Below are 23,346 nucleotides of genomic sequence, written 5' to 3'. Positions count from 1 at the left end.
CCCTTTTTGAAACGAACTTTTTTGTCCGTCATTGCCGACGCACACGGACCGCTTTTATCCGAACCGCCCAGCGATATAATCCGCCGTCCGTTGATCAGCTGGACGAGAAAACAACATTTTTGTCTCCCCGTATTCAATGACTTCTCCGTTTAAGAAAAACGCCGTCCGATCAGAGATGCGGGCTGCCTGTTGCATATTATGCGTGACAATGATGATGCTGTATTTTGTTTTCAGCTCCTCCATCAACTCCTCAACCTTTGCTGTCGAAATCGGATCGAGCGCCGATGTCGGTTCATCCATTAAAATGACATCCGGCTCGACGGCCAAACAGCGGGCAATGCACAGCCGCTGCTGTTGCCCCCCCGATAAACCGAGGGCGTTTTCATGGAGCCGATCTTTGACTTCCTCCCAAAGCGCCGCTTGGCGCAAACTTTTTTCGACGATCTCATCGAGCCGCCGCCGGTCGCGGATCCCATGAATGCGCGGCCCATAGGCGACGTTGTCATAAATCGACTTTGGAAACGGGTTGGGCTTTTGAAACACCATGCCTACTTGCGTTCGCAACTGTTCAACTGGGTATGACGTGTCAAAAATGCGGCGGCCGCGATATAAAATCTCTCCTTCGAGCCGGACGTTTGGAATGAGCTCGATCATTCGATTGAGCGTTTTGATATAGGTTGACTTGCCGCATCCTGACGGGCCGATAATCGCTGTAATCTCGCGTTCATAAAAAGACAGATGAATATGTTTTAACGCATGATGCTCGCCATACCATACGTTCAGTCCGTTCGTTTCGTAAACGACCTCTTTTTTCACCAACTGCGCCGAAGGAATATCCTCTTTTCGGCGCTCCACCACCGCCATCATACTCATCGGCGTGACTCCTTTCATTTCCTTCCGCCCTCACTGGCAACGGAAGATCGAGTTTTTCCTATCATGAGCATACAAAACGATCGTTAACGCTGTGTGGACGGTATGTAAAGTTTTTGTAAACGAACATCATTTTTTGCAAGCCCAAAAAAAAGAGGCGCCCGTTCAGGCGCCTTTCATGTCAGCGCGCATCGGCAGCCTCTGCGCCGCCTTGAGCATCGAAGCCGCTCCCGCCTTGAGCCGCACGCTTCGCTTTCAATTCAAAATAGGCATCCAAAATGCGGCGGCCGATCCGGTCATTAATCCCGTCGCTCTCCCCTTGCGTCGCCCACGGGACGACAACGGCAAACGACACTTCTGGATCGTTGTACGGCGCATAGCCGACGAGCGTCAAATTGTACGTTGGATCATTCCGCCGGCTTTGGATCGGGCCGTCATAAAACGCTTCGGCCGTCCCTGTTTTGCCGGCCGGTTTATACGGAGCGTTGGCGAAATACGAATACGCCGTTCCGCCCGGCTCTTGCATCACACGGCGGAATCCTTCTTGCACCCGCTTGATGTATTCTGTCTTCATATCAATCCGGTTTAGCACAACCGGTTCGAACCATTTGATGACTCGGCCGGGTTCTTTTCCGTCGGCCGACGGCTCACGAATTTCTTTGACAAGCTGCGGTTTCATCCGATAGCCGCCGTTGGCAATCGTCGAGATGTATTGCGCCAGTTGCATCGGCGTATACATATCGTACTGGCCGATCGCCAAGTCAAGCAAAAATCCGCCGCGCGTGCTTTGTCCCTGGAAGCCGCTAAGTTCGTTCGGCAAATCGATGCCCGTTTTCACGCCAAGGCCGAATTGGCTGAAATAGTGGCGAATCGTCGTAAACGCCGCTGGATTGATGCGAAGCGGCGCGTGCGGACGATACGCACCGCCCCCAATGGCGATCGCTGTTTTGAACATATAGACGTTCGATGACTGCTTGAGCGCCGTCAGCTCGTTGATCGTCCCCATCGTCTTCCATGATTTTTTCACCGGGGTTCCTTTAATATACAAAGGCTCGTCCTTTATATACGTATTCGGATGAAGCACCCCAGTTTGAAAGCCAGTGAGAACGGTCGCTCCTTTCACCGCCGATCCCATCGCATAGGCGGACGTGATGTTGCCGATGGCAAAGTCGACAAATTTGCCGTCTTGAAGAAGTTTGCCGGCCATCGCCAACACTTCGCCCGTCTTCGGGTTCATCATGACGACAAACGCCCGGTCCAAGAGCGGCGACCGACCTTTGCGCTTCGTGGCCAAAATCTCTTGTTCAATAATTTGCTCCACTTTTTGCTGAAGTTCGGCATCAATGGTCAACACGAGGTCGTTGCCGCGCTCGCCTGGATACACTTGCTCGACCGAGATGACATTGCCCGATTTATCGACAACGTTTTTCACTTTCGCCTTTTTGCCGTGCAGCACTTCTTCATACTGCATCTCCAAATAGCTTTTGCCGACACGGTCGTTGCGGCTGTAGTCGCGGGCTAAAAAATAATCGAGCCGTTCGCGCGGGACGCCTTCGTCTTCTTCCGTCACACTGCCGAGCACAGAGCGAAATGTGTTGTCATAGACGTATTTCCGGTCCCAATCCACCGTCGTATTGACGCCGGGCAGCTCGCTCAAATGCTCACTGACGACCGCATATTCGCGGTCGGTCACTCCTTTGCTTTTGATCGTCTGCGGCGTCAAGGCGTACCCGCTTTCCATCTCATGTTTGATGGCGATCACTTCAAGCTCTGCTTTCGAAATTTGCGCCAAATCTTGCTTGGTGATGCGGTCGAGCGTCCACTCGTACACCTTTTTGTCGATCTCTTTTTGCGTCAATCCTTGGTCAGCGAGTTTTTTCCGTTCTTGTTCGCTCACCTTCTTTTTCGCTTCTTTCGGATGCGTTAAAATCCAATAATCTTTCATATCGCGCTCGGTCACTTTTTTCTCAGCATCGGGAATGTCAATGTATTGGGCAAGCTTCCTTGCTATGTCCAATATTTCTTCCGGCTGTGTCGTTTTGGAGCGCGTGTACGTAATCGCCTTTTGTGGTGTGTTGTCAACGATCACGCGGCCAAACCGATCGTAAATTTTGCCGCGCGGCACCGGCGTGCTGACGATTTCATCCTGCGTCCGCTCCACTTCGCGCCGATAATCTTCACCGTAGACGATTTGTACGACGCCAAGGCGCAAAATCAGCGCTGAAAACAACAAAAAAACAAAGAAAAACAAAATGTTTAACCGAATCGGCACTTGCGCTCGCTTTTTCCGTTTCATCCCCCGATCCTCCTTCTCCTCCCCCTATTGTAAAAGAAAAAGTCGGTCATGGCTAGGGAAAAACTTGTCCCCTCACACCGACGGACCGCCCCGTTCGCCGGCCAGCTTCGCCCGAAGCAAAAGCCTCTCGCGCTGATCGCGCTCCGGACGGCCATCGGTGAAGCGAATGCGGCGGACAAACCAATAAATCACCAAATGCCCAGCCCCGCACCCAAACATAAGCACCCGAATGCCAGCCTCTTCGCCAAAGAGCGCCATAGCCGTTAAAAAGGCCAGAATCGATGTCACCCGTCCGGCGTTTAAAAACAATTCCCGGACAACAATGTATTCGACGCGCGCCTCGGCCGATTTCCAGCTCTTCCCGATGACGTCAAACGTCAAGGAGGAATACGGCACAAGCAGCAATGGATACGCAATGGCGATCGTGATGGCATAAAGAATGAGGCGCGGATAGGTTGGATGGAAGACGATCAAAAAAATCGCTCCGTATAGCAACGCTCCTCCCAGCAAAATCGCTTTCATCCGATATTCACGCTTGATCAGCCGGGAGACGGCATAATAGGCGACAAACGATGTGAACGAGTTGACAAGCCCGAATTTGCCGAGCGCCCATTCACTCCCAGAAGTGATATACACAAGCACGGAAATGATAAACACAAACGTGCCTTCGCGTAATCCTTGAAAAAAGTGGGCATTCGTAATGAGCCGCCAGTTCCGGTTTTCATTCCTTTCCTTTAAAATGCGGACGAACAAATAGTTCCCTGCGGCCGCGCGGCGCTTCAAGAAAAAGCTGAGCAGCACAGCGACAAGAAACAAGCCGAGCGACAGCGAGAAAACGAACGTATACCCTTTTGCTCCATAAAACGATGAGATGATATAACCGGCAACCATCGGCCCGATCATGCCCGCGGATGAGGTCAGCACCCCGAAAAAACCGTTAAAAAAGTCGCGCGTCTCCGGTTCGGTAATTTCAAATGTCAACACGTTAAACGCCAACCAATAAAAACCGTAGCCGACGCCAAGCAGCGCACCAAGAAAAAGCAAATATTGATGGGCGCGAGAGCCGACCAATAAAACGGTGACAAAAAAAACGGCTAAACACGACACGCCAAGCCGCAAAACGAGAATGCGGTCAATTTGTTTTGCCAGCCGGCCGGCGAAAATAAACGTCAGCGGCTGCATCGTGACGACCGCCAAATTGTATAGCGCCAAATCGCGAAAATCGCCGGTCTGTTTCCATAAATAAATGTTGACAAACGTGTTCGACAGGGAAACACCGAGCGCGTAAAATCCGCCGATGCAAAGCAAAAGCAACAGGTCGCGGTTCACTTGTTCTTGGCCGGTTAGTTTTTGGAAAAATGCCATTGCCAACTCCCCTTTTCATCTATCCGGTAGTGTAGCCATTTCCACTATGGCTATGCAACCGGCGCAAAGAAAACCACTTCCTTTGCCTGACCCCTCCGTCGCTAAAAAAGCGGGGCGTTTTGTTTCGCCCCGCTTTGTTGATTACTTCGCTTTCGCTTCGCTGTACCGTTTCGCCACTTCGTCCCAGTTGACAATATTCCAGAATGCGGCAATGTATTCCGGACGGCGGTTTTGGTATTTCAAGTAGTACGCATGCTCCCAAACGTCCAAGCCGAGAATCGGCGTTTTGCCTTCCATGATCGGCGAGTCTTGGTTCGGCGTGCTCGTAATTTCCAGCTCGCCGTTGTTCACGACAAGCCATGCCCAGCCTGAACCGAAACGGCCGGCCGCTGCTTTCGAAAACTCGTCTTTAAACGCGGCGAAGCTGCCGAATTTTTTATTGATCGCCTCAGCCAGCTCACCCGTCGGCTCACCGCCGCCGTTTGGCGACAAAATCGTCCAGAAAAGCGAGTGGTTCGCATGGCCGCCGCCGTTGTTGCGCACCGCCGTGCGAATGCCTTCCGGAAGGGCTTCCAAATTGCTGAGCAATTCTTCGAGCGATTTGTTTTGCAAATCCGGATGCCCTTCCAACGCCGCATTCAAATTCGTGACGTATGTGTTATGGTGCTTCGTGTGGTGAATGTTCATCGTTTCTTTGTCAATGTACGGCTCAAGCGCATCGTACGGATACGGCAATGCTGGCAATTCAAATGGCATACAATCTCCTCCTTTTTGGTTTATGTAACACGGACAAGAGGGCGTCCGTTTGAGATTAGCTTACCAAAGTTGGCACAATGTTTCAATCGATTTGCTTGTCTTCGCTTTTTGTTTACATATTTTCAACACATCGTTGACCGTTTCTTCATAATGGCAAGTTATAGTATAAAGGTAGCTTTCGGTTAGGGGGGAACTCAGCGAAAATGGAAATGAAACAATCTCGTTCTTTATGGAGCGCCTTTCGACTTGAGACGATTGTCATGATGGCCATGGTGCTCACAACAACGTTGTCAGCCCTTATCATCACCTCCATCGGCTATATTCAAGGGCGCCATTCAGCTATTCAGTCTATCCAACAACAACTGCAGCTATCAAGCGAAACCATGGTTGAAAAAATTTCCGTTTTAAAGGCTACAACGACCAATGAAGTATTTTCTCAAAAACTGAACTACTCATTGATCTTAAATGAACGGAAATTCCACTCCTTACACCTTCATCCGGTGCAATTGATTGTAACGAAAACGGGAGAGACGGTGGCGAAACGGCCATCCTCGTCCAATCAAACGCTGTCCCAACAAGTCGTGCGCGATATATTGAACAAAGAAGCAAGGGGTTTTGTATACAGATCAATGGATGGCTGCATTTTCCAGTTCCAGCGATTTGCAGGGAGCGGTCTACATCATCGCCATTCCGGAAAAGGATTATCTGTGGCCGCTTTTGAAACAGCAAGCAACAAACCTGGCATGGTCTGTTGCCGCTGTCTTGACCGTATGCCTGGCCGGATGGAGAATCATCCATCGCGCCACTCGTCCCATTGCTTGGCTCCAACAAGCCATGGAACGGCTTGGATCCGGCGACTGGCGGTCGCGCATTGAATTGCATGCAGCGACAAAAGATATTCTTGCCCTTGCCGACGGGTTCCATCAGATGTCCAGCAATTTGGCTGTTCTGATCGAACATATGCGTTTCAGCTCTGAGCAAATCGCAGCGGCTACGAACCTTTTAAACCAAACATCCTCGGAGACTACAGCGGCTTCCGAACAAATCGCCGCGGCGGTGGCAGACACAGCGTACGGAGCAGAGCAACAAGCACGCAAATCGGCTGACATCGCCTCTTTTTTTCAACAACTGGCAGACGAAATGGAACAAATGTCCTTTCGAATGGAAGAAGCCCGTCGTTCCACAGAACAAGCCCATTCCAAAGCGGAAAGCGGCAACCAGCTTGTTCAACGGGCAAACAGCGACATGGGTTACTTGCAACAATCGATCGCAAAAACGATGCACACAATCGATGCATTGAAAGACCATTCACGCCATATTACCAGCATTCTTTCACTAATCGGAACCATCGCTGAACAAACGAACTTACTGGCTCTAAACGCTGCCATTGAAGCAGCGAAAGCAGGAGAGCATGGACGGGGATTCGCGGTTGTTGCGAAAGAAATCCGGGTGCTGTCGGCGCAAACAGGACAAGCGTTGGCGCAAATTCAATCGATTGTCCAAGATGTGCAAAGCCAAATCGAGGCCGCCGTTCAATCAATGAAGGAAAGCGCCAAACAACTCGATGAAACGAAAAAAACGTTCACGGAAAGCCAACAAGCCTTTAAAGAAATCACAACAATGGTGTCTCATTCATCCGCACATACATTGCAAATTTCAGAAAAATTCGTTGCCATCGAACGGCAAATTAGTGATATGCGAAAACATATCACAGAGATTGCCACCGTTGCCCAACAGATTGCGTCTTCGATGGAGCAAATTTCGAATTTTACTGACGGTCAGCACGAGGCCATGGCGGCCATTCGCTCCGAAGCCGATGCGCTGAATGACCGCGTGTTGCATTGGCGCACCTTGCTTGGCACCTTTCATTTGCCTTCTGACTAAAGCGGGAAGATGCCCGCTTTTTTCTTCGTCCCAAGTTGAATTCTTCCTCTTTCCCGGCTACAATGGAAAAGGAGACAAAGAAAGGTGTGTCTGCGATGAACGTATTTGTCCAGCTGTGGAAAAGCTTATATTCTCCGAAAGACATCGCCCGCTTTCGATTCCAAGGAATTGGGAAAACGATCGGGTATGTGTTTTTGCTGACCTTGTTGTCCATTCTTCCAACGTTTTACTATGTCTCCTCGTCGCTCACGGAAGGCATCCGCACAACGAGCGCCTTATTGAATAACGAGCTGCCGTCTTTTTCGATTGAAAACGGCGAACTTCACTCAGAGGCGGCCGCGCCGATTCATATTGATCAAGGCGGATTTACGATCATTTTTGACAGCACCGGCACAGTGACGAAAGAGGAAGTGGAGCGGTTTCCGAATGCGGTTGCCCTGTTAAAACACGAAGCCGTGCTTGTTGCGAGCCATCAGGCGCAGCATTATAGCTATGCAACATTTCCTGACATCAAAATTACAGATCAAGATGTACGCGCCTTTATTAAGGATCTAGAATCTCTTCTGCCCGTTCTCATCCCGCTTTTTGGGCTCGTTTTATACGTGCTCGCCTGCGCCGGGAAATTTATCAGCGTGTGCATCTTTGCCTTTTTCGGCCTGATTCTTGCCGGCGTGCTCGACAAAACGTTGCGCTACCGTCATACATGGGTGATGTCGGCTTACGCCATTACGCTGTCGACCGTCTTTTTCACCGTGATGGAAACGGTGCAAGCGGTCGTGCCCTACGGCGCGTTGATCCATTGGTTCGTTTCGCTTGTCGTCCTCTTTTTGGCCGTCAAGGAAGTGCCATCAGCCAAACGGGAAATATAAATAGAAAAAAGCTGCCTGTCGATGCAGGACAGCTTTTTTTGTGCTTACGCTGCTTTGCTTCTTTCTCCTCGTGCTCGACGCGCGCGCCGCCCCCCGGAGAAATACCGCGCAAGCAAGGAAGAAGCGAGCCGTGCAGCCAAATTGAAGAAAAGAACGGCCACCATCAACACAGCCGCCGATTTGGCTGCGATTAGCTTCGCGTCTGGGACAATGCCTTCCGAATTCAATTTCCAAATATGCACCGTCAGCGTTTCGGCCGGCCGGAACACGTTCAGCGGGTTGGCTTGGCTGCCCCAATCCGCATCCCAACGAAGCATCGGAGTCGTCAGCCCAGCGGTATAAATGAAAACAGCCGCTTCGCCGAAAATGCGCCCAGCCGATAAAATAACGCCGGTGACCATTTGCGGGATGGCGGCCGGAAGCACCGCTTTGACCAACGTCTGCCAGCGCGTCGCTCCAAGGGCAAGACTCCCCTCTTTAACATTGGCCGGAACATCCAAAATCGCCGTTTCGCAAATGCGCGTCAATCCAGGCAAATTGATGATCGTGACCGCTAACGCTCCACCCAGCAGCGTATAGCCCCAGCCCGTCAAGGTGACAAACGCCAGCAATCCAAACAATCCGACAACAATCGACGGCAATGATGCCATCGTTTCCAAGCAAAGGCGAATAAACCCGACGATCCGCCCTTGTTTGGCGTATTCAGCCAAATAAATTCCGGCTCCCAACGAAATCGGAACCGACAAAAGCAGTGTCACAACCAACAGATAAAACGAATTGAGCAACTGCGGACCAATGCCCCCGCCCGCTTGCGTATTGCTCGGCCGTCCGAACAGAAACTCAGGCTGCCAAAACCCCGCTCCTTTCGACAACACCACGGCAAAAAAGAAAATAAGCAACCCGATGACCGCAACAGCCACTGCATAGAAAATGCCTGTCCATACTTTATCAATCATGCGCGCTGTCATCTTATCGCTCCTTTCTCGGGCCGACCAAACGGATCACGGCAATGAAGAAAAACGAGATCAAGAGCAAAATGAGCGCCAATGTCCATAATGCGTTGTTCCATGGTGTTCCGTTGATCGTATTCGCCATATCCATCGTCAATATACTGGTTAACGTCGCCGTCGGGCTGTCAAGGCCTGAAGGCAGCTTCATCGTATTGCCGATCACCATCTGCACGGCAAGCGCCTCACCAAACGCCCGCGCCAAGCCGAGAACAACGCCGGTGGCAATCCCGGCTTTCGCCGCCGGAACGATGACGCGGGAAATCGCCTGCCAACGCGTAGAGCCAAGACCGTATGATGCTTCCATATACGCCATCGGGACATTGGCCAAGGCGTCGGCCGCAATGCTGGTGATGGTCGGCAAAATCATCAGACTTAGAACGATGATTCCTGCGAGCAGACTAAAGCCGGAGCCCCCGAACCATTCGCGCAAGAGCGGAACGAGAATCGTCACTCCAAGCCAGCCATACACCACCGACGGAATGCCGACAAGCAGTTCCAGCACCGGCTTGAGCAACGAAACGAACCATTTGGGAGCGATAAAGTTCATGAAAATCGCCAACGCCAACGCGATCGGCGCACTGATCAACAAAGCGCCAAGCGAGACGAGCATCGAGCCGACGATAAAAATGAGCGCCCCATACTTCGGCGGGGTGCCGTCCGGATCCCATTGCGCCGAAAGCAGCATATCAGAAAGCGAAAGGCCGCTGTCCGTAAAGGACTGAATCCCCTTTACCGCTAAGAAGATGATCATCGTCACCGTAATCAGAATGATCAGCCAACCGCAGATGACTGCAAACGTGCGGCCGATGTATTCTTCAAGCCAGCGATTTCGCCGTTTCATATGCATTTGTTGCATGGTTTTCATCCCTCCATGGTCAAAGGCCGGCTCGTTAGGCCGGCCCTTCCGCCCTTCTCTATTCCAATTCCGTCATCGGGATATACCCCATCTTTTTGACGGTTGGCGCAAATTCTTCGCTCTTGACAAAGTCGATAAACGCTCGCACCTCTTCCTTCGCTTCCCCTTTGGTAATCATGTATTCATACGACCAAAACGGGTATTTTTCCGTGCGGATGTTCTCCACCGTCGGTTCCGCGCCGTCAATTTTGACCGTCTTCAAGTTTTTCTTTTCCCCGATTAAATACGACATCGCTACATAGCTAACAGCGCCCGGCGTCGAACTGATCGCTTGCTCGACCGCTCCGTTTGAATCTTGGACCGTGCCGATCGAATCGTTGATTTTCACGTCTTTCATGATCGTTTTCTCAAACGTCGCCCGCGTGCCCGATGACGCCGGACGGTTGATCACGTGAATGGCTTCATCCGGTCCACCGACTTCTTTCCAGTTTTTGATCTTGCCACTGAAAATATCTTGAATTTGCTTCGTTGTTAAATTATCGACCTTCACATCGTCATTGACCACAATGGCAAAGGCAATGCCGGCCACTTTATGATCAACGAGCTCCGATGCTTTCGACTTGTCGTCCAGTTTCTCCGCCGCCGGCACATCCGAGTTGCCGATTTGCACAGCGCCAGCTGCCACTTGGTTGACGCCCGTGCCGCTGCCGCCGCCTTGAACGGTGATCGACACGTCCGGATATTTTTCCATAAACGCGTTCGCCGCTTCTTCGGCCAGCGGCTGAAGCGCGGTAGATCCCGCCAAAGCAATCGTGCCGGAGTAAGTTTCTTCCTTCTTTGCTGTTCCTTCATTGCCGCCCGCGTTGTTGTTTTCAGTCTGCCCGCAGCCGGCCAAAACGCCGGTCATCAACAAGGCGGCCAATCCTAATTTGACTTTTTTGCTCCACATCAAAAAATCCCCCCGTTTTGTTTTCGTGCTTTCCACGTACAAGACCATTGTAGCGAGACATTGTTAGGCCCTTATAAAGCCGTTGTTAAGTTTCTGTAAAGACAAAAGCAGGAATATCTTCAAAAAAGCCGTCGAGCTTTGAAGCAAAGAAGAACTGTTATGCCGTTTTTCAAATCGGAGACTTTCTTTTATTGAAGTGTTTTCCCCATGAAATCAACGACAGGAAGACATATTTTCGCTGGACAAGCATACATATGAATGAACGATAGATGTACGCAAGCGGAGGAAGCGCCATGAAAAAACTCATTCTTCTCCTACTTCTCTTTCTTTCCAGTTATATCGTTTACCGCGACCTTGCCATTGGAACGCTTCACCCTTCATCTGAAACAGCGGCAGCCGACGTCCAACCGAACCGGGCACCGATCCCATACCGAACCGTCACGGTTCACCCTGGCGATACGTTGTTGTCTATTGTCGAGAAAGAACTGGAAGGTCCATTGCCCGTTCCTCTCGAGCAGCTGATCCGTGATTTTGAACGGTTAAATCCAGGCGAACAGGCACAAACATTAAAAATCGGGAAAACTTATAAAGTGCCGATCTATCGCTGACCGGCGAATCGCTTGTCAAACGGCGGATGGCACTGATACAATAATGCAGAAAGCGACTTGAATGTTAAAGGAGCGAATTCCCGTGGGTGAAATCATCCATCGTTCAAAAACACGTCCGGTCCGTGTCGGTCCGCTGACAATCGGCGGCAGCAACGAAGTCATCATCCAAAGCATGACGACGACGAAAACGCATGATGTCGATGCCACGGTGGCGCAAATCCATCGCCTCGAGGAAGCAGGCTGTCAAATCGTCCGCGTCGCCTGCCCAGACGAGCGAGCCGCCGCGGCGATACCGGAAATTAAAAAACGAATCAACATCCCGCTTGTCGCCGACATCCACTTTGACTATAAATTGGCGCTGAAAGCGATCGAAGGCGGCGTTGACAAAATCCGCATCAATCCAGGCAACATTGGGCGCCGCGAAAAAGTCGAAGCGGTCGTGAAAGCCGCGAAGGAGCGCGGCGTGCCGATTCGCATTGGCGTCAACGCTGGGTCGTTGGAAAAACGTATTTTGGAAAAATATGGGTATCCAACCGCTGACGGCATGGTTGAGAGCGCCCTATACCATATTCGCATTTTGGAAGAACTCGATTTCCACGATATCATTGTGTCATTAAAAGCGTCCGACGTGCGCCTCGCCATTGAAGCGTATGAAAAAGCCGCGCGCACGTTCGACTATCCACTTCATGTCGGCATCACCGAAGCGGGGACGCTTTTTTCCGGCACGATCAAAAGTGCCGTTGGACTCGGCGCCATTTTAAGCAAAGGCATCGGAAACACGATTCGCGTGTCGTTAAGCGCTGACCCGGTTGAAGAAGTCAAAGTGGCGCGCGAAATTTTAAAAACGTTCGGACTTGCTTCCAATGCGGCGACGCTCATTTCCTGCCCAACGTGCGGGCGGATTGAGATCGATTTGATCCGCATCGCTAACGAGATCGAAGACTATATCGCCAGCATTCGCGCGCCGATCAAAGTCGCTGTGCTCGGTTGCGCCGTCAATGGCCCAGGGGAAGCACGGGAAGCCGATATTGGCATTGCCGGCGCCCGCGGTGAAGGCTTGCTCTTCCGCCACGGCAAAATCGTCCGGAAAGTGCCGGAAGAGAAAATGGTGGAAGAGCTGAAGAAAGAAATCGACAAGCTGGCGGAAGAATATTTTGCCAAGCAAAGGGAAAACAAAGCCGCTCTGAAAGGCCACAACGCCCAATGAGCGGAATTTTCCTGCACAACCAGAAAGGGCGTCCCCGCTTGGGGACACCCTCGCTTTTTTACGTATAAAACGGCATAATAAACAGGCGGACGAGAATAGCGATGACGCCGATGCCGATGGCCCATGCCCCGAGCGTTTCTGCGCCGCGCCGGCGCGCGATAAACCCGACAATAATGCCGGCTGCCCCTAACAAAATCGGCCAGATAAACAAGGCGATGATGGACAGGGCTAAGGCGAGCCAGCCGAGCCCGGCGCCATCTGCACGTTCTTCGTCCCGTTCGTCGCCGCGGCGAATCGGTTCAGCGACTTCTGCCGCTGCTTCTTCCATAAAATTGCGTTCTGGTTCTTCTTTTCCGATCGATTGCACGTAACTTCCGTTATACGTGCGCTCGCGGTCGTCTGCCATATGCTTCCCTCGCTTTCCTAAAGTAAGAAGCATTATTAGTATGAGAAACCGGCGTTATTTTATCAGTGTGAATATTTTCTAGCAGGAGGAGGAAGCGGTGAAAAAACGGCTTGGCATCGACATTGACGGCACGGTGACATGTCCGAGCACGTTCATTCCGTATTTAAACGAAGCATTCGGCAAAGAGCTCGCATTAAACGACATTACACAATACAATTTAGCGCCGTTATACGGTGTGGCAGAGGAAGAAATGGATCGCTGGCTTGAGGAAAACGAAGCGGATATTTATGAGAGGGCTCCGCTTGCCCGCTATGCGCTTGAAGTAATCGACAGCTGGAAAGACAAATACGAGCTGTATTACATCAGCGCTCGTGGCCGTCATTTGTACGATCTCACCGAGTGCTGGTTTCGGCGGCACGGCGTCCATTATCACCATATCGAGCTGACCGGGTCGCACGATAAAATCGCTGTTGTCCGCCGGCATCAGCTGTCTGCCTTCTTTGAAGACAAATACGACAACGCGTGCGACATCGCCGAAGCATGCGGCATTCCGGTCATTTTGTTTGACACTCCGTACAACCAAGGTCCGCTTCCGGAAAACGTCATCCGCGTCAACAACTGGCTTGAAGCAAAGCGAGAAATCGAACAGCGCCTCGGGCCATAAAACAACATCTCCCTGCTTATACAGGGAGATGTTGTTGACATTGCGGACATGTGCCGTAAATTTCAAACTTATGATCAATGATCTCATACCCATCGAGCTGCGCTGCAAGCCTATCCATCGGACAAGCATCAATGTTCTTCGTTTTTCCGCACTGGATGCAAATGAAATGATGGTGATGACGGCGGGCGCCGCAGGCAAAACGGAAATGTTTCTCCCCGGAAAGCTCGGTCATTTCCAAAATGCCAAGCAGCGTAAAGAGCGATAAATTGCGGTACACTGTATCAACGCTCAAGCCCGGATAGGCGGAACGGAGCGCTTCCAGCACGTCTTTCGCCGTCAAGTATTTGTCACTTTCGGCAAATAACTCCAACATTTGTCTCCTTTTTTCCGTATATTTAAATCCTTTCTCTTTCATCAACTGCAACGCTTCATCGATATTCATCGCTGCCGCCTCCTTTTCCATCCGAGTACGCAAAGCAAAATGACAATCGCGGCGATGACGATCGTCCCGCCTGGAGCCCAATCGAGCTCATACGCTGCCCAGAGCCCGGCGATGACAGCCAGCTCCCCGAACAAAATCGAAAACCCGATCGCCTGTTTAAAACTTTTGGCGATGCGGATGCTCGCCGCCACCGGCAACGTCATGAGCGACGAGATGAGGAGCACGCCGACGATGCGCATCGATGCAGCGATGACGAGCGCAACAAGCACAATAAACAAAAAGTGGATCAACGTGGTGCGAACGCCGGAAACACGGGCGTATTCTTCGTCAAAGGAAAGAAGAAACAGCTCTTTGTAAAACATCAAAATCACCATCACGGCAGCTGCGGCGACAGCAAACGCTGTCCAAACGTCAGCACGGCTGACGGCGCTGACGCTGCCGAATAAATACGAAAATAAATCGGTCGTAAACCCGTTGGCCATCGAAATGAAAATGACGCTCAAGCCAATGCCGGCCGACAAAATGATCGGAATGGCAAGCTCCTCATAATGGCGGTAAACGGCGCGCAGCTTCTCGACGAGCAGCGACGCGACGACGGAAAAACTCATGCCGATGTAAAGCGGACTCCAGCTGGCGGCCGCCGGCACCGCTGAACCGAGCAAGAGCCCGGCGGCAATGCCGGCGAGGGTCACATGGCTCAATGCATCGGCGATGAGCGACAGCCGCCGAACGACAATAAAAACGCCAAGCAATGGCGCCGTAAAACCGGTCAAAACGCCGGCAACAAACGCATTGCGCAAAAATTCGTATTGCCAAATGGCTTCCCACACGTGTCATTCCTCCACCATCACCGTTTCATTCCGCCCATTCATGCTCGTGAGAGAGAACGTGGAGCGGATGACCATAAAACTGCGAAATCACCTCGTTGCCAAGATGTTTGAACTCTTCCGCCTTTCCATGGAAATACAGGCGCTTGTTCAAGCAGACGATATCAGTCACCCGGTCTGTGATCGTTCCGATGTCATGCGTCACTAAGATAAGCGTCAAACCGCGACGGTTCAAGTCGCCAAGCAGTTCATAAAATTCGTGTACATGGCGCGCATCCACGCCGACCGTCGGCTCGTCTAAAATGAGCAAATCCGGCTTGCTCGCCAATGCGCGGGCGATAAATACCCGTTGTTGCTGGCCGCCGGACAGCTCCGCGATATTGCGTTTTGCCAGGCCGCTCAACCCAACGGCCGCGAGCGCTGCTTCGACCGCACGGCGGTCTTCTTTTGTCAGCGGCCGAAATAAGCCGCGTTTGGCCGCCAATCCACTCGCCGCCACTTCCTCAACCGTCGCCGGAAAGCTGCGATTGAAGCTGTTCGCTTTTTGCGACACGAACCCGATCCGATGCCATTCGCGAAACGATTCAATTGGCTCGCCGAACAAAAAAATGCGGCCGCTGTTCGGTTTTAACAAGCCGAGCACACATTTGAGCAGCGTCGATTTTCCCGAGCCGTTCGGGCCGACCAATCCTAAAAATGCCCCTTTCGGCACTGTTAAACTAACATGCTCAAGCACGTTCTCTTTTTCATAGCGGAACGACACATCCTCGATTTGCACAACAAATCCATTTTCCATGGTTGTTCTCCTTTGATAATTCAGAATCATTCCGATTTATATCCCTATACAAGTATATCCCACCCCCCGCGTTTTGTAAACCTCAGTGAATCGCTGATTTAAAGCGGGCTCCGCGCACTTCATGCGTCGGCATAATGGTGATGAATGCATCCGGGTCGATTTCATTGACGATCGATTTTAGTTTTGTCACTTCCAAGCGCGTGACGACTGCATAAATGATTTCCTTTTGCTCGTCCGTATATCCGCCTTTGCCAAGCAATTTCGTCGTCCCGCGGCCGAGCCGGTGCAAAATGGCGTCGGAAATTTCCTCATAACGATCGGTCACAATAAAGGCCGCCCGCGTCTCGTCAAGCCCTTCAATGACCGCATCGATCGTTTTCGAGGCGATGTAGTAGGTCATCACCGAATACATTGCCGGCTCCAAACCAAACACAAACGCCGCCCAGCCGAAAATAAAGACGTTGACAAACATAACGAACTCGCCCACTGAAAACGGGATTCTTTTCGTCATCAAAATCCCTAAAATTTCTGTCCCATCGAGCGATCCACCATGACGGATGACCAATCCGACGCCGAGCCCGAGCGACAACCCGCCAAAAACGGTGGCTAAAATCGGCTCGGTTGTCAGCGGGGAAACATGGTGAAACAGCCGTTCAGCGGCACCGAGGATGACGACGCCTAAAATCGTTGACAGCATGAACGTTTTCCCGATTTGCTTGTAGCCGAAATACATGAACGGGGCGTTTAAGAGGATGACGAGCGTGGCGAAATTGAGCAGCCGCCATTCGTCCGGAGTCAAGTAGTCAAGAATCAGCGATATGCCAATGATGCCGCCGTCGATCATTTTGTTCGGAACGAGCAGCCGCTCAATGGCAAACGCCGCCAAAGAGGCGCCGATGGCGATCATCAACACGCGATACAATACATGGCCTAGCGGTTCTTTTTTATGCTGTTTTGGCGCCAAACTACCACCCTTTCCCTTTTCGTTTTTTTCTATTATACCATACACGTCTTTTCCATTCACGTCATATGATGGAACAGAAGTAAGGAGGCGGCTGATATGAACATTTACCAACAACTTGTCAAGCAAAAATTAAAAACGATCACCCCGGAAGAACTCGTTTCGTACAGCCGAGAGTACGGCCTGCCCATCACGACGAGCCAAGCAAAACAAATTCTTCATCTCGCCCGAACGAACGACATTAACGTCTTTGACCCCGAGGAGCGGAAAAAATGGGTGCGCCAGCTGGCGAAAATCACCTCGCCGGACATCGCTCGAAAGGCGAACGAGCTGTTTTTGAAATTCGTGCAAAAAAAATAAAAGGGCGCACCGCCCTTTTTTCATTCCGCTCCAGCGTTGATTTTTTCAAGCAACTGGTCATCGAACGACTGCGCTCGCAGCATCGCAATTTCATGCTTGTACGGCGGCTTTTTGTTGTTTTTGTCTTCGCCCACGTATGGAGTTTCTAAAATTTTTGGAATATCCTCAAGCTGCGGGTGATGGACGATATAGTTGAGCGCCTGAAATCCAATATAGCCGAAACCAATGTTTTCATGGCGGTCTTTCCGGCTGCCGCGCGGGTTTTTGCTGTCGTTGATGTGCAGTACTTTCAGCCGCCCGAGGCCGATGATCCGGTCAAACTCCTCAAGGACGCCGTCAAAATCGTTAACGATGTCATAACCGGCGTCATGCGTATGGCACGTATCAAAGCAAACGGACAGCTTATCATTATAGGCGACGCCGTCGATAATGTGCGCCAGCTCCTCAAACGTTCGCCCGCATTCCGAGCCTTTGCCGGCCATCGTTTCCAGCGCGATTTCAACCGTCTGTTCGCGTGTCAACACTTCATTCAGTCCGCGAATAATTTGGCGAAGTCCGGCTTCCACCCCTGCGCCGACATGGGCGCCTGGATGGAGCACGAGCTGTTTTGCTCCAATGGCTTCCGTCCGCTCGATTTCCGCGCGCAAAAAGTCGACACCTAGCGAAAACGTATCGAGATTGATCGTATTGCCGATATTGATGATATACGGGGCGTGGACAACAATCTCTTCGATGCCGTGCGCTTGCATATGCTTGCGTCCGGCTTCGATGTTGAGCTCTTCAATCGACTTGCGCTTTGTGTTTTGCGGCGCCCCAGTGTAAATCATAAACGTGTTCGCTCCGTAGGAGGCCGCTTCTTCGCTGGCGGCCAGCAGCATTTTCTTTCCGCTCATTGAAACATGTGAACCGATTTTTAACATGTTCTTCTCTCCCTTTTCTTTGCGTTAAAGGCGGACGGCTATTATGATTTTTTGAAGCGGCCAAGCCGCTTTTTCTTCTTCTCCAACTCCGCGCGCAACTTTTTTTTGTAGCCCGGCTTCACCTGCTTCGTTTTTTTCAGTTTGGCGAAAAGCAACGCCAATTCGTCATCCTTTTCGCCCGCCCGCTTGCTCCGCCGGTTCCACGGCGGCAGCTCCTTCCATTCGCCGCGCACGAGATCACGGTGGACAAACGAAATTCCCATTTTTTCCAATCGAGCAATCGCATCTTGGTCAGACGGCTCGTAAATCGTCGCCGCAATGCCGCTGTAGCCAGCGCGCGCCGTGCGTCCGGCGCGGTGAATATAAAACTGTAGATCATCAGGCAGCTCGTAGTTGATGACATGACTGACGCCTTCAATATCGATGCCGCGCGCCGCCAAATCGGTCGCGACGACATATTGAAACTCCAAATCACGGATGAGATTCATCATCTTTCTCCGCTCGCGCGGCGTCAAATCGCCGTGCAGCACGCCGACTTTCAACCCTTGTTCAGCGAGACGGTCGGCGACCTCGTTAGCCATTTTCCTTGTGTTGACAAATACGATGGCCAAATACGGATTGTAGCTGAGGAGCACATCATGAAGAAGTTTTGTTTTCTCGCGTCCGCGCAGCGGGATGAGCACATGTTCGATGTTTTCGTTCGCCGTCTGTTTCGGGTCGACGTGGACAAAGGTCGGGTTTTCCATATATTTTTTCAAAAACGGCTTCAGCTTTTCCGGAATCGTCGCTGAAAAGACGAGCATTTGCAAGTCTTTCGGCATCCGGGCGGCGATTTGGTCGACATCAGTGATAAAGCCCATATCGAGCATCAAGTCGGCTTCATCGACGACGAGGATGTGGGCCGTATGCACATCAAGCGCCTGCTCGCGGATGAAATCGTTGATGCGCCCCGGCGTGCCGATGACAATATGCGGCTGCACGTTGAGCTTTTCGAGCGCTTTTTGCTTATCCGTCCCGCCGATCAAGCAACGGGCGACGATCATCCGATCTTTCGGGCAAAACTTCGTGATTTTCAGCGTTTCTTGGTAAATTTGCGTCGCTAATTCGCGCGTCGGCGCTGTGATGACGGCTTGTACTTCGGCGCGTTCCGGTTTGATTTTTTCAATGATCGGCAATAAGTACGCATGTGTTTTTCCTGTTCCGGTTTGCGATTGACCGACCATGCTTTCGCCGCGCAACGCCCCCGGAATGATGCGCTCTTGAATTTCCGTCGGTTTATAAAAACGAAGCGCCTTGATCGCTTCGATGATAAACGGTTGAAACGGAAAACGAGTAAACTGCGTTTCTGTCATGAAGCACCACTCCCTTCGATAAACGAAATTTGGAAAGTTTCCCATCTCGTTGGCCCAAAAGCGCGTCGTTTATTTTTCCGACTGTCGGCGGCAAGCTTTGACGCGGCGGAAGACGGAACAACGAACCGTCTCACCCATCCATGCATCGGTATGGAAGCGGTATGGTTCGGTCACCTGACAGTCGATCAAATACCGATAAAAAAGCGTAAACGTTCACGTTTTACATGGCATATGGGCACCACTTCGTCCGCCTCACCATTATAGCGAATCGCTGCTCCCCGCCGCAACTAAAGACGATCCTGCAACAAACCTTTCCCGCCTTGCCCGCATATTGTAGAAAGGAGGACATTCGTTCATCCACACGACCGAAAGGAGGAAGCTGCTATGAGATACAGTCGGCCCCCGATAATGCCTTCTCCGTTTGCCGGAAGGCCGCCAGCCCCGTTCGCCCGCATGCCGGCGCCGCCTTTTCGCCCCAGCGGCCCCGGTGGCTTCTTGGCCCGCTTGTTTTCGCGCGGACAGCCGCCGGCTGCTGCATCGTCTCCGTGGGGGCTGCCGTTGCTGCCCAACGCCGCTAACACCGCCGCATCCAACACGGGCGGGGGCTTGGTTGGCATGTTAAACAACGTGCAAAAAATGCTTGGCATCGCACAAAACGTCATGCCGATGGTGCAACAGTATGGACCGCTCATCCGCAATCTTCCGGCGATGATCCGCATTTTCCGCGAGTTGAAACCGGCTGACGAAGGGGAAGGCGAAACAACGTCGGAAAGCGCACCAGCCAACGAAACGAAACAAAAGCCGGCCGCTCAGACGCAAAAAAAACGCTCCGTTCCGCAGGCAAAGAGCGAAGAGCCGCAAGAAAAAGAAACACCGGCCGCCCCGAAGCCGTCCAAGCCGAAACTGTATATCTAGTTTCTTTCCCCGCCCCAGCGCACCCGCTGTTTAGGGCGGTTATTCTTTGTCTTCTTCCCGGTGCTCCGATATAATGAAAGATGAACAACCGCCGCACAGCCGGCGGCAGGGAGGGAATATGATGGAAGTGATTAAAATTACCCCGCGTGGGTATTGCTACGGGGTGGTCGATGCAATGGTCATCGCCCGCAACGCGGCGTTGGACCCTTCTTTGCCGCGCCCGATTTACATTCTCGGCATGATCGTCCATAATAAGCACGTCACGGACGCGTTTGCTGAAGAAGGCATCATCACGCTTGATGGAGAAAACCGCTTGGAAATTTTAGAAAAAATCGACCATGGCACCGTCATTTTCACCGCCCACGGCGTCTCACCGGAAGTGAAAAAACGAGCGCTCGAAAAGGGACTTGTCACGATTGATGCCACATGCCCGGATGTGACAAAAACGCATCGGCTCATCGAACAAAAACTCGCCGATGGCTATGATATCATCTATATCGGCAAAAAAGGACACCCAGAACCGGAAGGAGCGGTCGGCATCAATCCGGAAAGGATCCATCTTGTGGAAACCATCGATGATGTCGAACGGCTGTCCATTCACAATGAGCGCATCATGGTGACGAACCAAACGACGATGAGCCAATGGGACGTCGCCGACATCATGGCGAAAGTGAAAGAAAAATACCCACACGTGGAGATGCATAAAGAAATTTGCCTCGCCACCCAGCTTCGACAAGAGGCGGTCGCTGAGCAGGCGAAGGGAGCCGATGTAACGATCGTTGTCGGCGACCCGCGCAGCAACAACTCGAACCGCCTCGCCCAAGTATCGGAAGAAATCGCCGGCACAAAGGCATATCGCGTCGCCGATGTGACAGAAATCGACATCGACTGGATTAAAAATGCGAAAAAAGTCGCCGTCACCGCCGGCGCTTCCACCCCGACGCCGATTACGAAAGAAGTGATCGATTTTTTGGAGCAGTTTGACCCGAACGACCCATCGACATGGAAGCGGGAACGGAAAGTGCCGTTGCAAAAAATCTTGCCGAAAGTGAAAACAAAGAAAGAAGAGTAACGGTTGTTTCATCAAAGAGAGGCTGTCTTGGACAAACGGTTGAACCGCTCATCCAGGACAGCCCTTTTTGTTGGCCGTTCATACGAACTGAAACGGATCGGTGTGGACGCTAGAAGCGACCACTTCCGCCTCCCATTGACGTTTCGCGAGCTCAGCGGTCAAGTATCGGGCCACGCCTTCTTTCATGATTTTTTCTACATGATGTCCCGGATCAATGATGTGAAGGCCGAGCGCTTGGGCGTCATGGGCCGTGTGGTAATACACATCCCCTGTCACGTATACGTCCGCCCCAGCCGATGCAGCGGCAGCAACAAACTTATTCCCATCCCCGCCGAGCACCGCCACCGTTTGCACGAGATCATCCAGCCGGCCCACAACACGCACCACCGGAACGGAAAACGCCGCTTTCACCTGCTCGGCAAAAGCGCCAAGCGTCACCGGCTGCGGCAGCCGGCCAATGCGCCCGAGCCCGAAGCGGCGGCCGTCGTTGTCAAGCGGATAAATATCATATGCCACTTCCTCATACGGATGAACAGCCAGCATCGCCTGAATCGCTTGCCGTTCCAGAGAGGCCGGCACGATCGTTTCGATGCGCACTTCTTCAACTTCCTCGAGCCGCCCTTGCTCACCGATAAACGGCCGCGCCCCTTCGTGCGGCAAAAACGTGCCAACACCGCGGCTGTTGAACGTACAATGGCTGTAGCGACCGATATGTCCGGCGCCGGCGTCGCCTAAGGCCTTCCGCACCACCGCAGCGTGCGTCACCGGCACATAAACAACGAGCTTTTTCAACGATTCGGTATACGTCGGCACAAGCACAGCCGTATCGTTCAATCCGAGCGCCTCGGCAAGCCAATCGTTCAGACCGCCATCGGCCACATCCAAATTCGTATGGGCGGCGTACACCGCAATGTCATGCTTGACGCACGCGGCAATCATCCGCCCGTGCCCACCATCAGTCAGCAGCTGCTTCAGCGGGCGGTACAGCGGCGGGTGGTGGGCGATGATTAAATCCACTTGTTGATCGATCGCTTCGACAACGACATCTTCAAGCACATCAAGGGCGACCATCACTTTTTTGACCGGTTTGTTCAGCGTCCCGATTTGCAGACCGATCCGATCCCCTTCCATCGCCAACTGTTTCGGAGCAAGCTGCTCAAGAAGCTGAATAATTTCATAGCCGTACGGAACGCGGCTCATAACAACGCCTCCTCCACCAATTGAACTTTTCTTTCCAGTTCATGCTTTTTCCGCTCAGCTGCTTCACTTTGCCCTTTGACCGTCAAATCAGCGATGATCCGTTTCCAATTTTCAATCTCGCGCTTCCACTTTTCGCGGAACACCTCGCTGTTTTCCCGACGCAAAAACGGTCCAAGGAGCAGCTCCGCCTCGAGATGGCGATACGGCCGTCGGGGGGCGCCAGGCTCGGCGACGAGTACTTCATAAATGTGCTCATCTTCTTTCAAAATGCGCTCAGCCACGAGCTCCCACCCATGATCAAGAAGCCAACGGCGAACAAGTTCGGCACCGATATTCGGTTGCAAAATGAGCCGTTTGACACCGGCAAGCTTTTCCTTTCCGTCGCCCAAAATGCGGGCGATAAGCGCTCCACCCATGCCGGCGATCGTGATGCAGTTCACCTCCCCCTGGGCAAGGACCGAAAGCCCATCCCCTTTGCGCACGGAAATGAGATGAGAAAGCCCGGACTTCTCGACTTGCTGCTGCGCTGAGCGGAACGGCCCGTCCGCCACCTCGCCGGCAATGGCTTTTGATGCGTAGCCGTGCAAGCAGGCATAGCAAGGCAAATACGCATGATCCGACCCGATGTCAGCAAGCACCGCCCCTTTTGGAATGAATGAGGCGACCGTTTCCAGCCGTTTCGACAGGCGAAATTCGTTCATAGCACCGCAATGGCAACCAACCTTCGGCCACCTGCAGCGCGAAGGCGGTTCGCCTTCCCC

25 protein-coding genes are annotated in these 23,346 nt (G+C 52.2%); 9 read left to right on the top strand and 16 right to left on the bottom strand.

Translation table 11 applies throughout. The features are described from left to right. Window positions 1-54 precede the first annotated feature (54 nt). The 4 genes from pstB to N685_RS0110810 all read right to left on the bottom strand — a co-directional run bounded on the left by pstB (window position 55) and on the right by N685_RS0110810 (window position 5,287). Window positions 55-864, bottom strand: a complete 810-nt coding sequence (gene pstB, locus N685_RS0110825; protein WP_193363907.1) for a phosphate ABC transporter ATP-binding protein PstB — start codon at window positions 862-864, stop codon at window positions 55-57. A 187-nt stretch (window positions 865-1,051) separates the two neighbouring features. Next, window positions 1,052-3,166: a peptidoglycan D,D-transpeptidase FtsI family protein gene (locus tag N685_RS0110820; protein WP_031408249.1), complete on the bottom strand. Its 2,115-nt coding sequence runs from the start codon at window positions 3,164-3,166 to the stop codon at window positions 1,052-1,054. A 72-nt stretch (window positions 3,167-3,238) separates the two neighbouring features. Then, window positions 3,239-4,531 carry an MFS transporter gene (locus tag N685_RS0110815; protein ID WP_031408247.1) on the bottom strand — a complete coding sequence of 431 codons (1,293 nt, stop codon included), beginning with the start codon at window positions 4,529-4,531 and terminating at the stop codon, window positions 3,239-3,241. A gap of 141 nt (window positions 4,532-4,672) precedes the next feature. Continuing rightward, window positions 4,673-5,287, bottom strand: a complete 615-nt coding sequence (locus N685_RS0110810; protein WP_031408245.1) for a superoxide dismutase — start codon at window positions 5,285-5,287, stop codon at window positions 4,673-4,675. Window positions 5,288-5,490: 203 nt separating this feature from the next. On the opposite strand from N685_RS0110810, the gene N685_RS20055 reads away from it, so the two are divergent. The 3 genes from N685_RS20055 (at window position 5,491) to N685_RS0110800 (ending at window position 8,040) form a co-directional block, all read left to right on the top strand. Further along, entirely contained in the window at window positions 5,491-6,162 is a 672-nt protein-coding gene (locus N685_RS20055) for a hypothetical protein (RefSeq protein WP_237746895.1), read from the top strand. After that, window positions 6,122-7,171, top strand: coding sequence for a methyl-accepting chemotaxis protein (locus tag N685_RS20050; RefSeq protein ID WP_237746894.1), 1,050 nt, complete (start codon window positions 6,122-6,124; stop codon window positions 7,169-7,171). Before N685_RS20055 ends, N685_RS20050 begins: the two co-directional genes overlap by 41 nt. A gap of 95 nt (window positions 7,172-7,266) precedes the next feature. Then, the gene (locus tag N685_RS0110800; protein ID WP_031408243.1) at window positions 7,267-8,040 is read left to right on the top strand and encodes a DUF1189 domain-containing protein; all 774 of its coding nucleotides are present in this window, start codon (window positions 7,267-7,269) and stop codon (window positions 8,038-8,040) included. Between the two features lie 44 nt (window positions 8,041-8,084). Here the strand turns inward: N685_RS0110800 and pstA are convergent, their stop codons facing one another. From pstA to N685_RS0110785, 3 genes are read right to left on the bottom strand one after another with little or no spacing between them, the layout of a single operon-like run. Next, a complete protein-coding gene (pstA, locus tag N685_RS0110795; RefSeq protein WP_031408241.1) occupies window positions 8,085-9,008 on the bottom strand; it encodes a phosphate ABC transporter permease PstA in 924 nt (307 codons plus the stop codon). A 1-nt stretch (window position 9,009) separates the two neighbouring features. Then, the gene (gene pstC / locus N685_RS0110790) at window positions 9,010-9,906 is read right to left on the bottom strand and encodes a phosphate ABC transporter permease subunit PstC (RefSeq protein WP_084177472.1); all 897 of its coding nucleotides are present in this window, start codon (window positions 9,904-9,906) and stop codon (window positions 9,010-9,012) included. Between the two features lie 58 nt (window positions 9,907-9,964). Next, window positions 9,965-10,855 (bottom strand): phosphate ABC transporter substrate-binding protein PstS family protein, encoded by an 891-nt coding sequence (locus tag N685_RS0110785; protein WP_033842445.1) that lies wholly within the window; start codon window positions 10,853-10,855, stop codon window positions 9,965-9,967. 293 nt (window positions 10,856-11,148) lie between these two features. Between N685_RS0110785 and N685_RS0110780 the strand changes: the two genes are divergently transcribed. After that, a complete protein-coding gene (locus N685_RS0110780; protein ID WP_031408235.1) occupies window positions 11,149-11,463 on the top strand; it encodes a LysM peptidoglycan-binding domain-containing protein in 315 nt (104 codons plus the stop codon). An 82-nt stretch (window positions 11,464-11,545) separates the two neighbouring features. Then, window positions 11,546-12,670: a flavodoxin-dependent (E)-4-hydroxy-3-methylbut-2-enyl-diphosphate synthase gene (gene ispG / locus N685_RS0110775; RefSeq protein ID WP_031408233.1), complete on the top strand. Its 1,125-nt coding sequence runs from the start codon at window positions 11,546-11,548 to the stop codon at window positions 12,668-12,670. A gap of 58 nt (window positions 12,671-12,728) precedes the next feature. On the opposite strand, the gene N685_RS0110770 is transcribed toward ispG, so the two are convergent. Continuing rightward, a complete protein-coding gene (locus N685_RS0110770) occupies window positions 12,729-13,076 on the bottom strand; it encodes a hypothetical protein (protein ID WP_031408230.1) in 348 nt (115 codons plus the stop codon). Between the two features lie 97 nt (window positions 13,077-13,173). On the opposite strand from N685_RS0110770, the gene N685_RS0110765 reads away from it, so the two are divergent. Beyond that, window positions 13,174-13,740: a nucleotidase gene (locus tag N685_RS0110765; protein WP_031408228.1), complete on the top strand. Its 567-nt coding sequence runs from the start codon at window positions 13,174-13,176 to the stop codon at window positions 13,738-13,740. A gap of 16 nt (window positions 13,741-13,756) precedes the next feature. Here the strand turns inward: N685_RS0110765 and N685_RS0110760 are convergent, their stop codons facing one another. The 4 genes from N685_RS0110760 to N685_RS0110745 form a co-directional block, all read right to left on the bottom strand. Further along, window positions 13,757-14,182: a Fur family transcriptional regulator gene (locus tag N685_RS0110760; protein WP_031408226.1), complete on the bottom strand. Its 426-nt coding sequence runs from the start codon at window positions 14,180-14,182 to the stop codon at window positions 13,757-13,759. Then, entirely contained in the window at window positions 14,179-15,012 is an 834-nt protein-coding gene (locus N685_RS0110755; RefSeq protein ID WP_031408224.1) for a metal ABC transporter permease, read from the bottom strand. Before N685_RS0110755 ends, N685_RS0110760 begins: the two co-directional genes overlap by 4 nt. A 25-nt stretch (window positions 15,013-15,037) precedes the next feature. Next, complete coding sequence (locus tag N685_RS0110750) at window positions 15,038-15,805, bottom strand: metal ABC transporter ATP-binding protein (protein ID WP_031408222.1); 768 nt, start codon at window positions 15,803-15,805, stop codon at window positions 15,038-15,040. 82 nt (window positions 15,806-15,887) lie between these two features. Next, on the bottom strand, window positions 15,888-16,769 hold the full coding sequence (locus N685_RS0110745) for a YitT family protein (RefSeq protein WP_031408221.1): 882 nt from the start codon (window positions 16,767-16,769) through the stop codon (window positions 15,888-15,890). Between the two features lie 96 nt (window positions 16,770-16,865). On the opposite strand from N685_RS0110745, the gene N685_RS0110740 reads away from it, so the two are divergent. Next, window positions 16,866-17,126, top strand: coding sequence for a DUF2624 domain-containing protein (locus N685_RS0110740; protein ID WP_031408219.1), 261 nt, complete (start codon window positions 16,866-16,868; stop codon window positions 17,124-17,126). 20 nt (window positions 17,127-17,146) lie between these two features. On the opposite strand, the gene N685_RS0110735 is transcribed toward N685_RS0110740, so the two are convergent. After that, a complete protein-coding gene (locus N685_RS0110735) occupies window positions 17,147-18,046 on the bottom strand; it encodes a deoxyribonuclease IV (protein ID WP_031408217.1) in 900 nt (299 codons plus the stop codon). Between the two features lie 41 nt (window positions 18,047-18,087). After that, the gene (locus tag N685_RS0110730) at window positions 18,088-19,398 is read right to left on the bottom strand and encodes a DEAD/DEAH box helicase (RefSeq protein ID WP_031408215.1); all 1,311 of its coding nucleotides are present in this window, start codon (window positions 19,396-19,398) and stop codon (window positions 18,088-18,090) included. Window positions 19,399-19,782: 384 nt separating this feature from the next. Here N685_RS0110730 and vrrA point away from each other — a divergent pair, with 384 nt between their 5' ends. After that, on the top strand, window positions 19,783-20,313 hold the full coding sequence (vrrA, locus tag N685_RS0110725; RefSeq protein ID WP_031408213.1) for a VrrA/YqfQ family protein: 531 nt from the start codon (window positions 19,783-19,785) through the stop codon (window positions 20,311-20,313). Between the two features lie 121 nt (window positions 20,314-20,434). Further along, complete coding sequence (locus tag N685_RS0110720) at window positions 20,435-21,385, top strand: 4-hydroxy-3-methylbut-2-enyl diphosphate reductase (protein WP_031408211.1); 951 nt, start codon at window positions 20,435-20,437, stop codon at window positions 21,383-21,385. Window positions 21,386-21,463: 78 nt separating this feature from the next. Here the strand turns inward: N685_RS0110720 and N685_RS0110715 are convergent, their stop codons facing one another. Both N685_RS0110715 and N685_RS0110710 read right to left on the bottom strand, forming a co-directional pair. Then, the gene (locus N685_RS0110715) at window positions 21,464-22,585 is read right to left on the bottom strand and encodes a Nif3-like dinuclear metal center hexameric protein (protein WP_031408209.1); all 1,122 of its coding nucleotides are present in this window, start codon (window positions 22,583-22,585) and stop codon (window positions 21,464-21,466) included. Beyond that, a complete protein-coding gene (locus N685_RS0110710) occupies window positions 22,582-23,286 on the bottom strand; it encodes a tRNA (adenine(22)-N(1))-methyltransferase (protein WP_031408207.1) in 705 nt (234 codons plus the stop codon). The genes N685_RS0110715 and N685_RS0110710 overlap by 4 nt, the downstream gene beginning before the upstream one ends. Between the last annotated feature and the right edge of the window lie 60 nt (window positions 23,287-23,346).

It is taken from the genome of Geobacillus vulcani PSS1, assembly GCF_000733845.1.
GTDB classification, from domain to species: Bacteria; Bacillota; Bacilli; order Bacillales; family Anoxybacillaceae; genus Geobacillus; species Geobacillus vulcani.
This window is presented reverse-complemented; position numbering and strand designations above follow the sequence as displayed.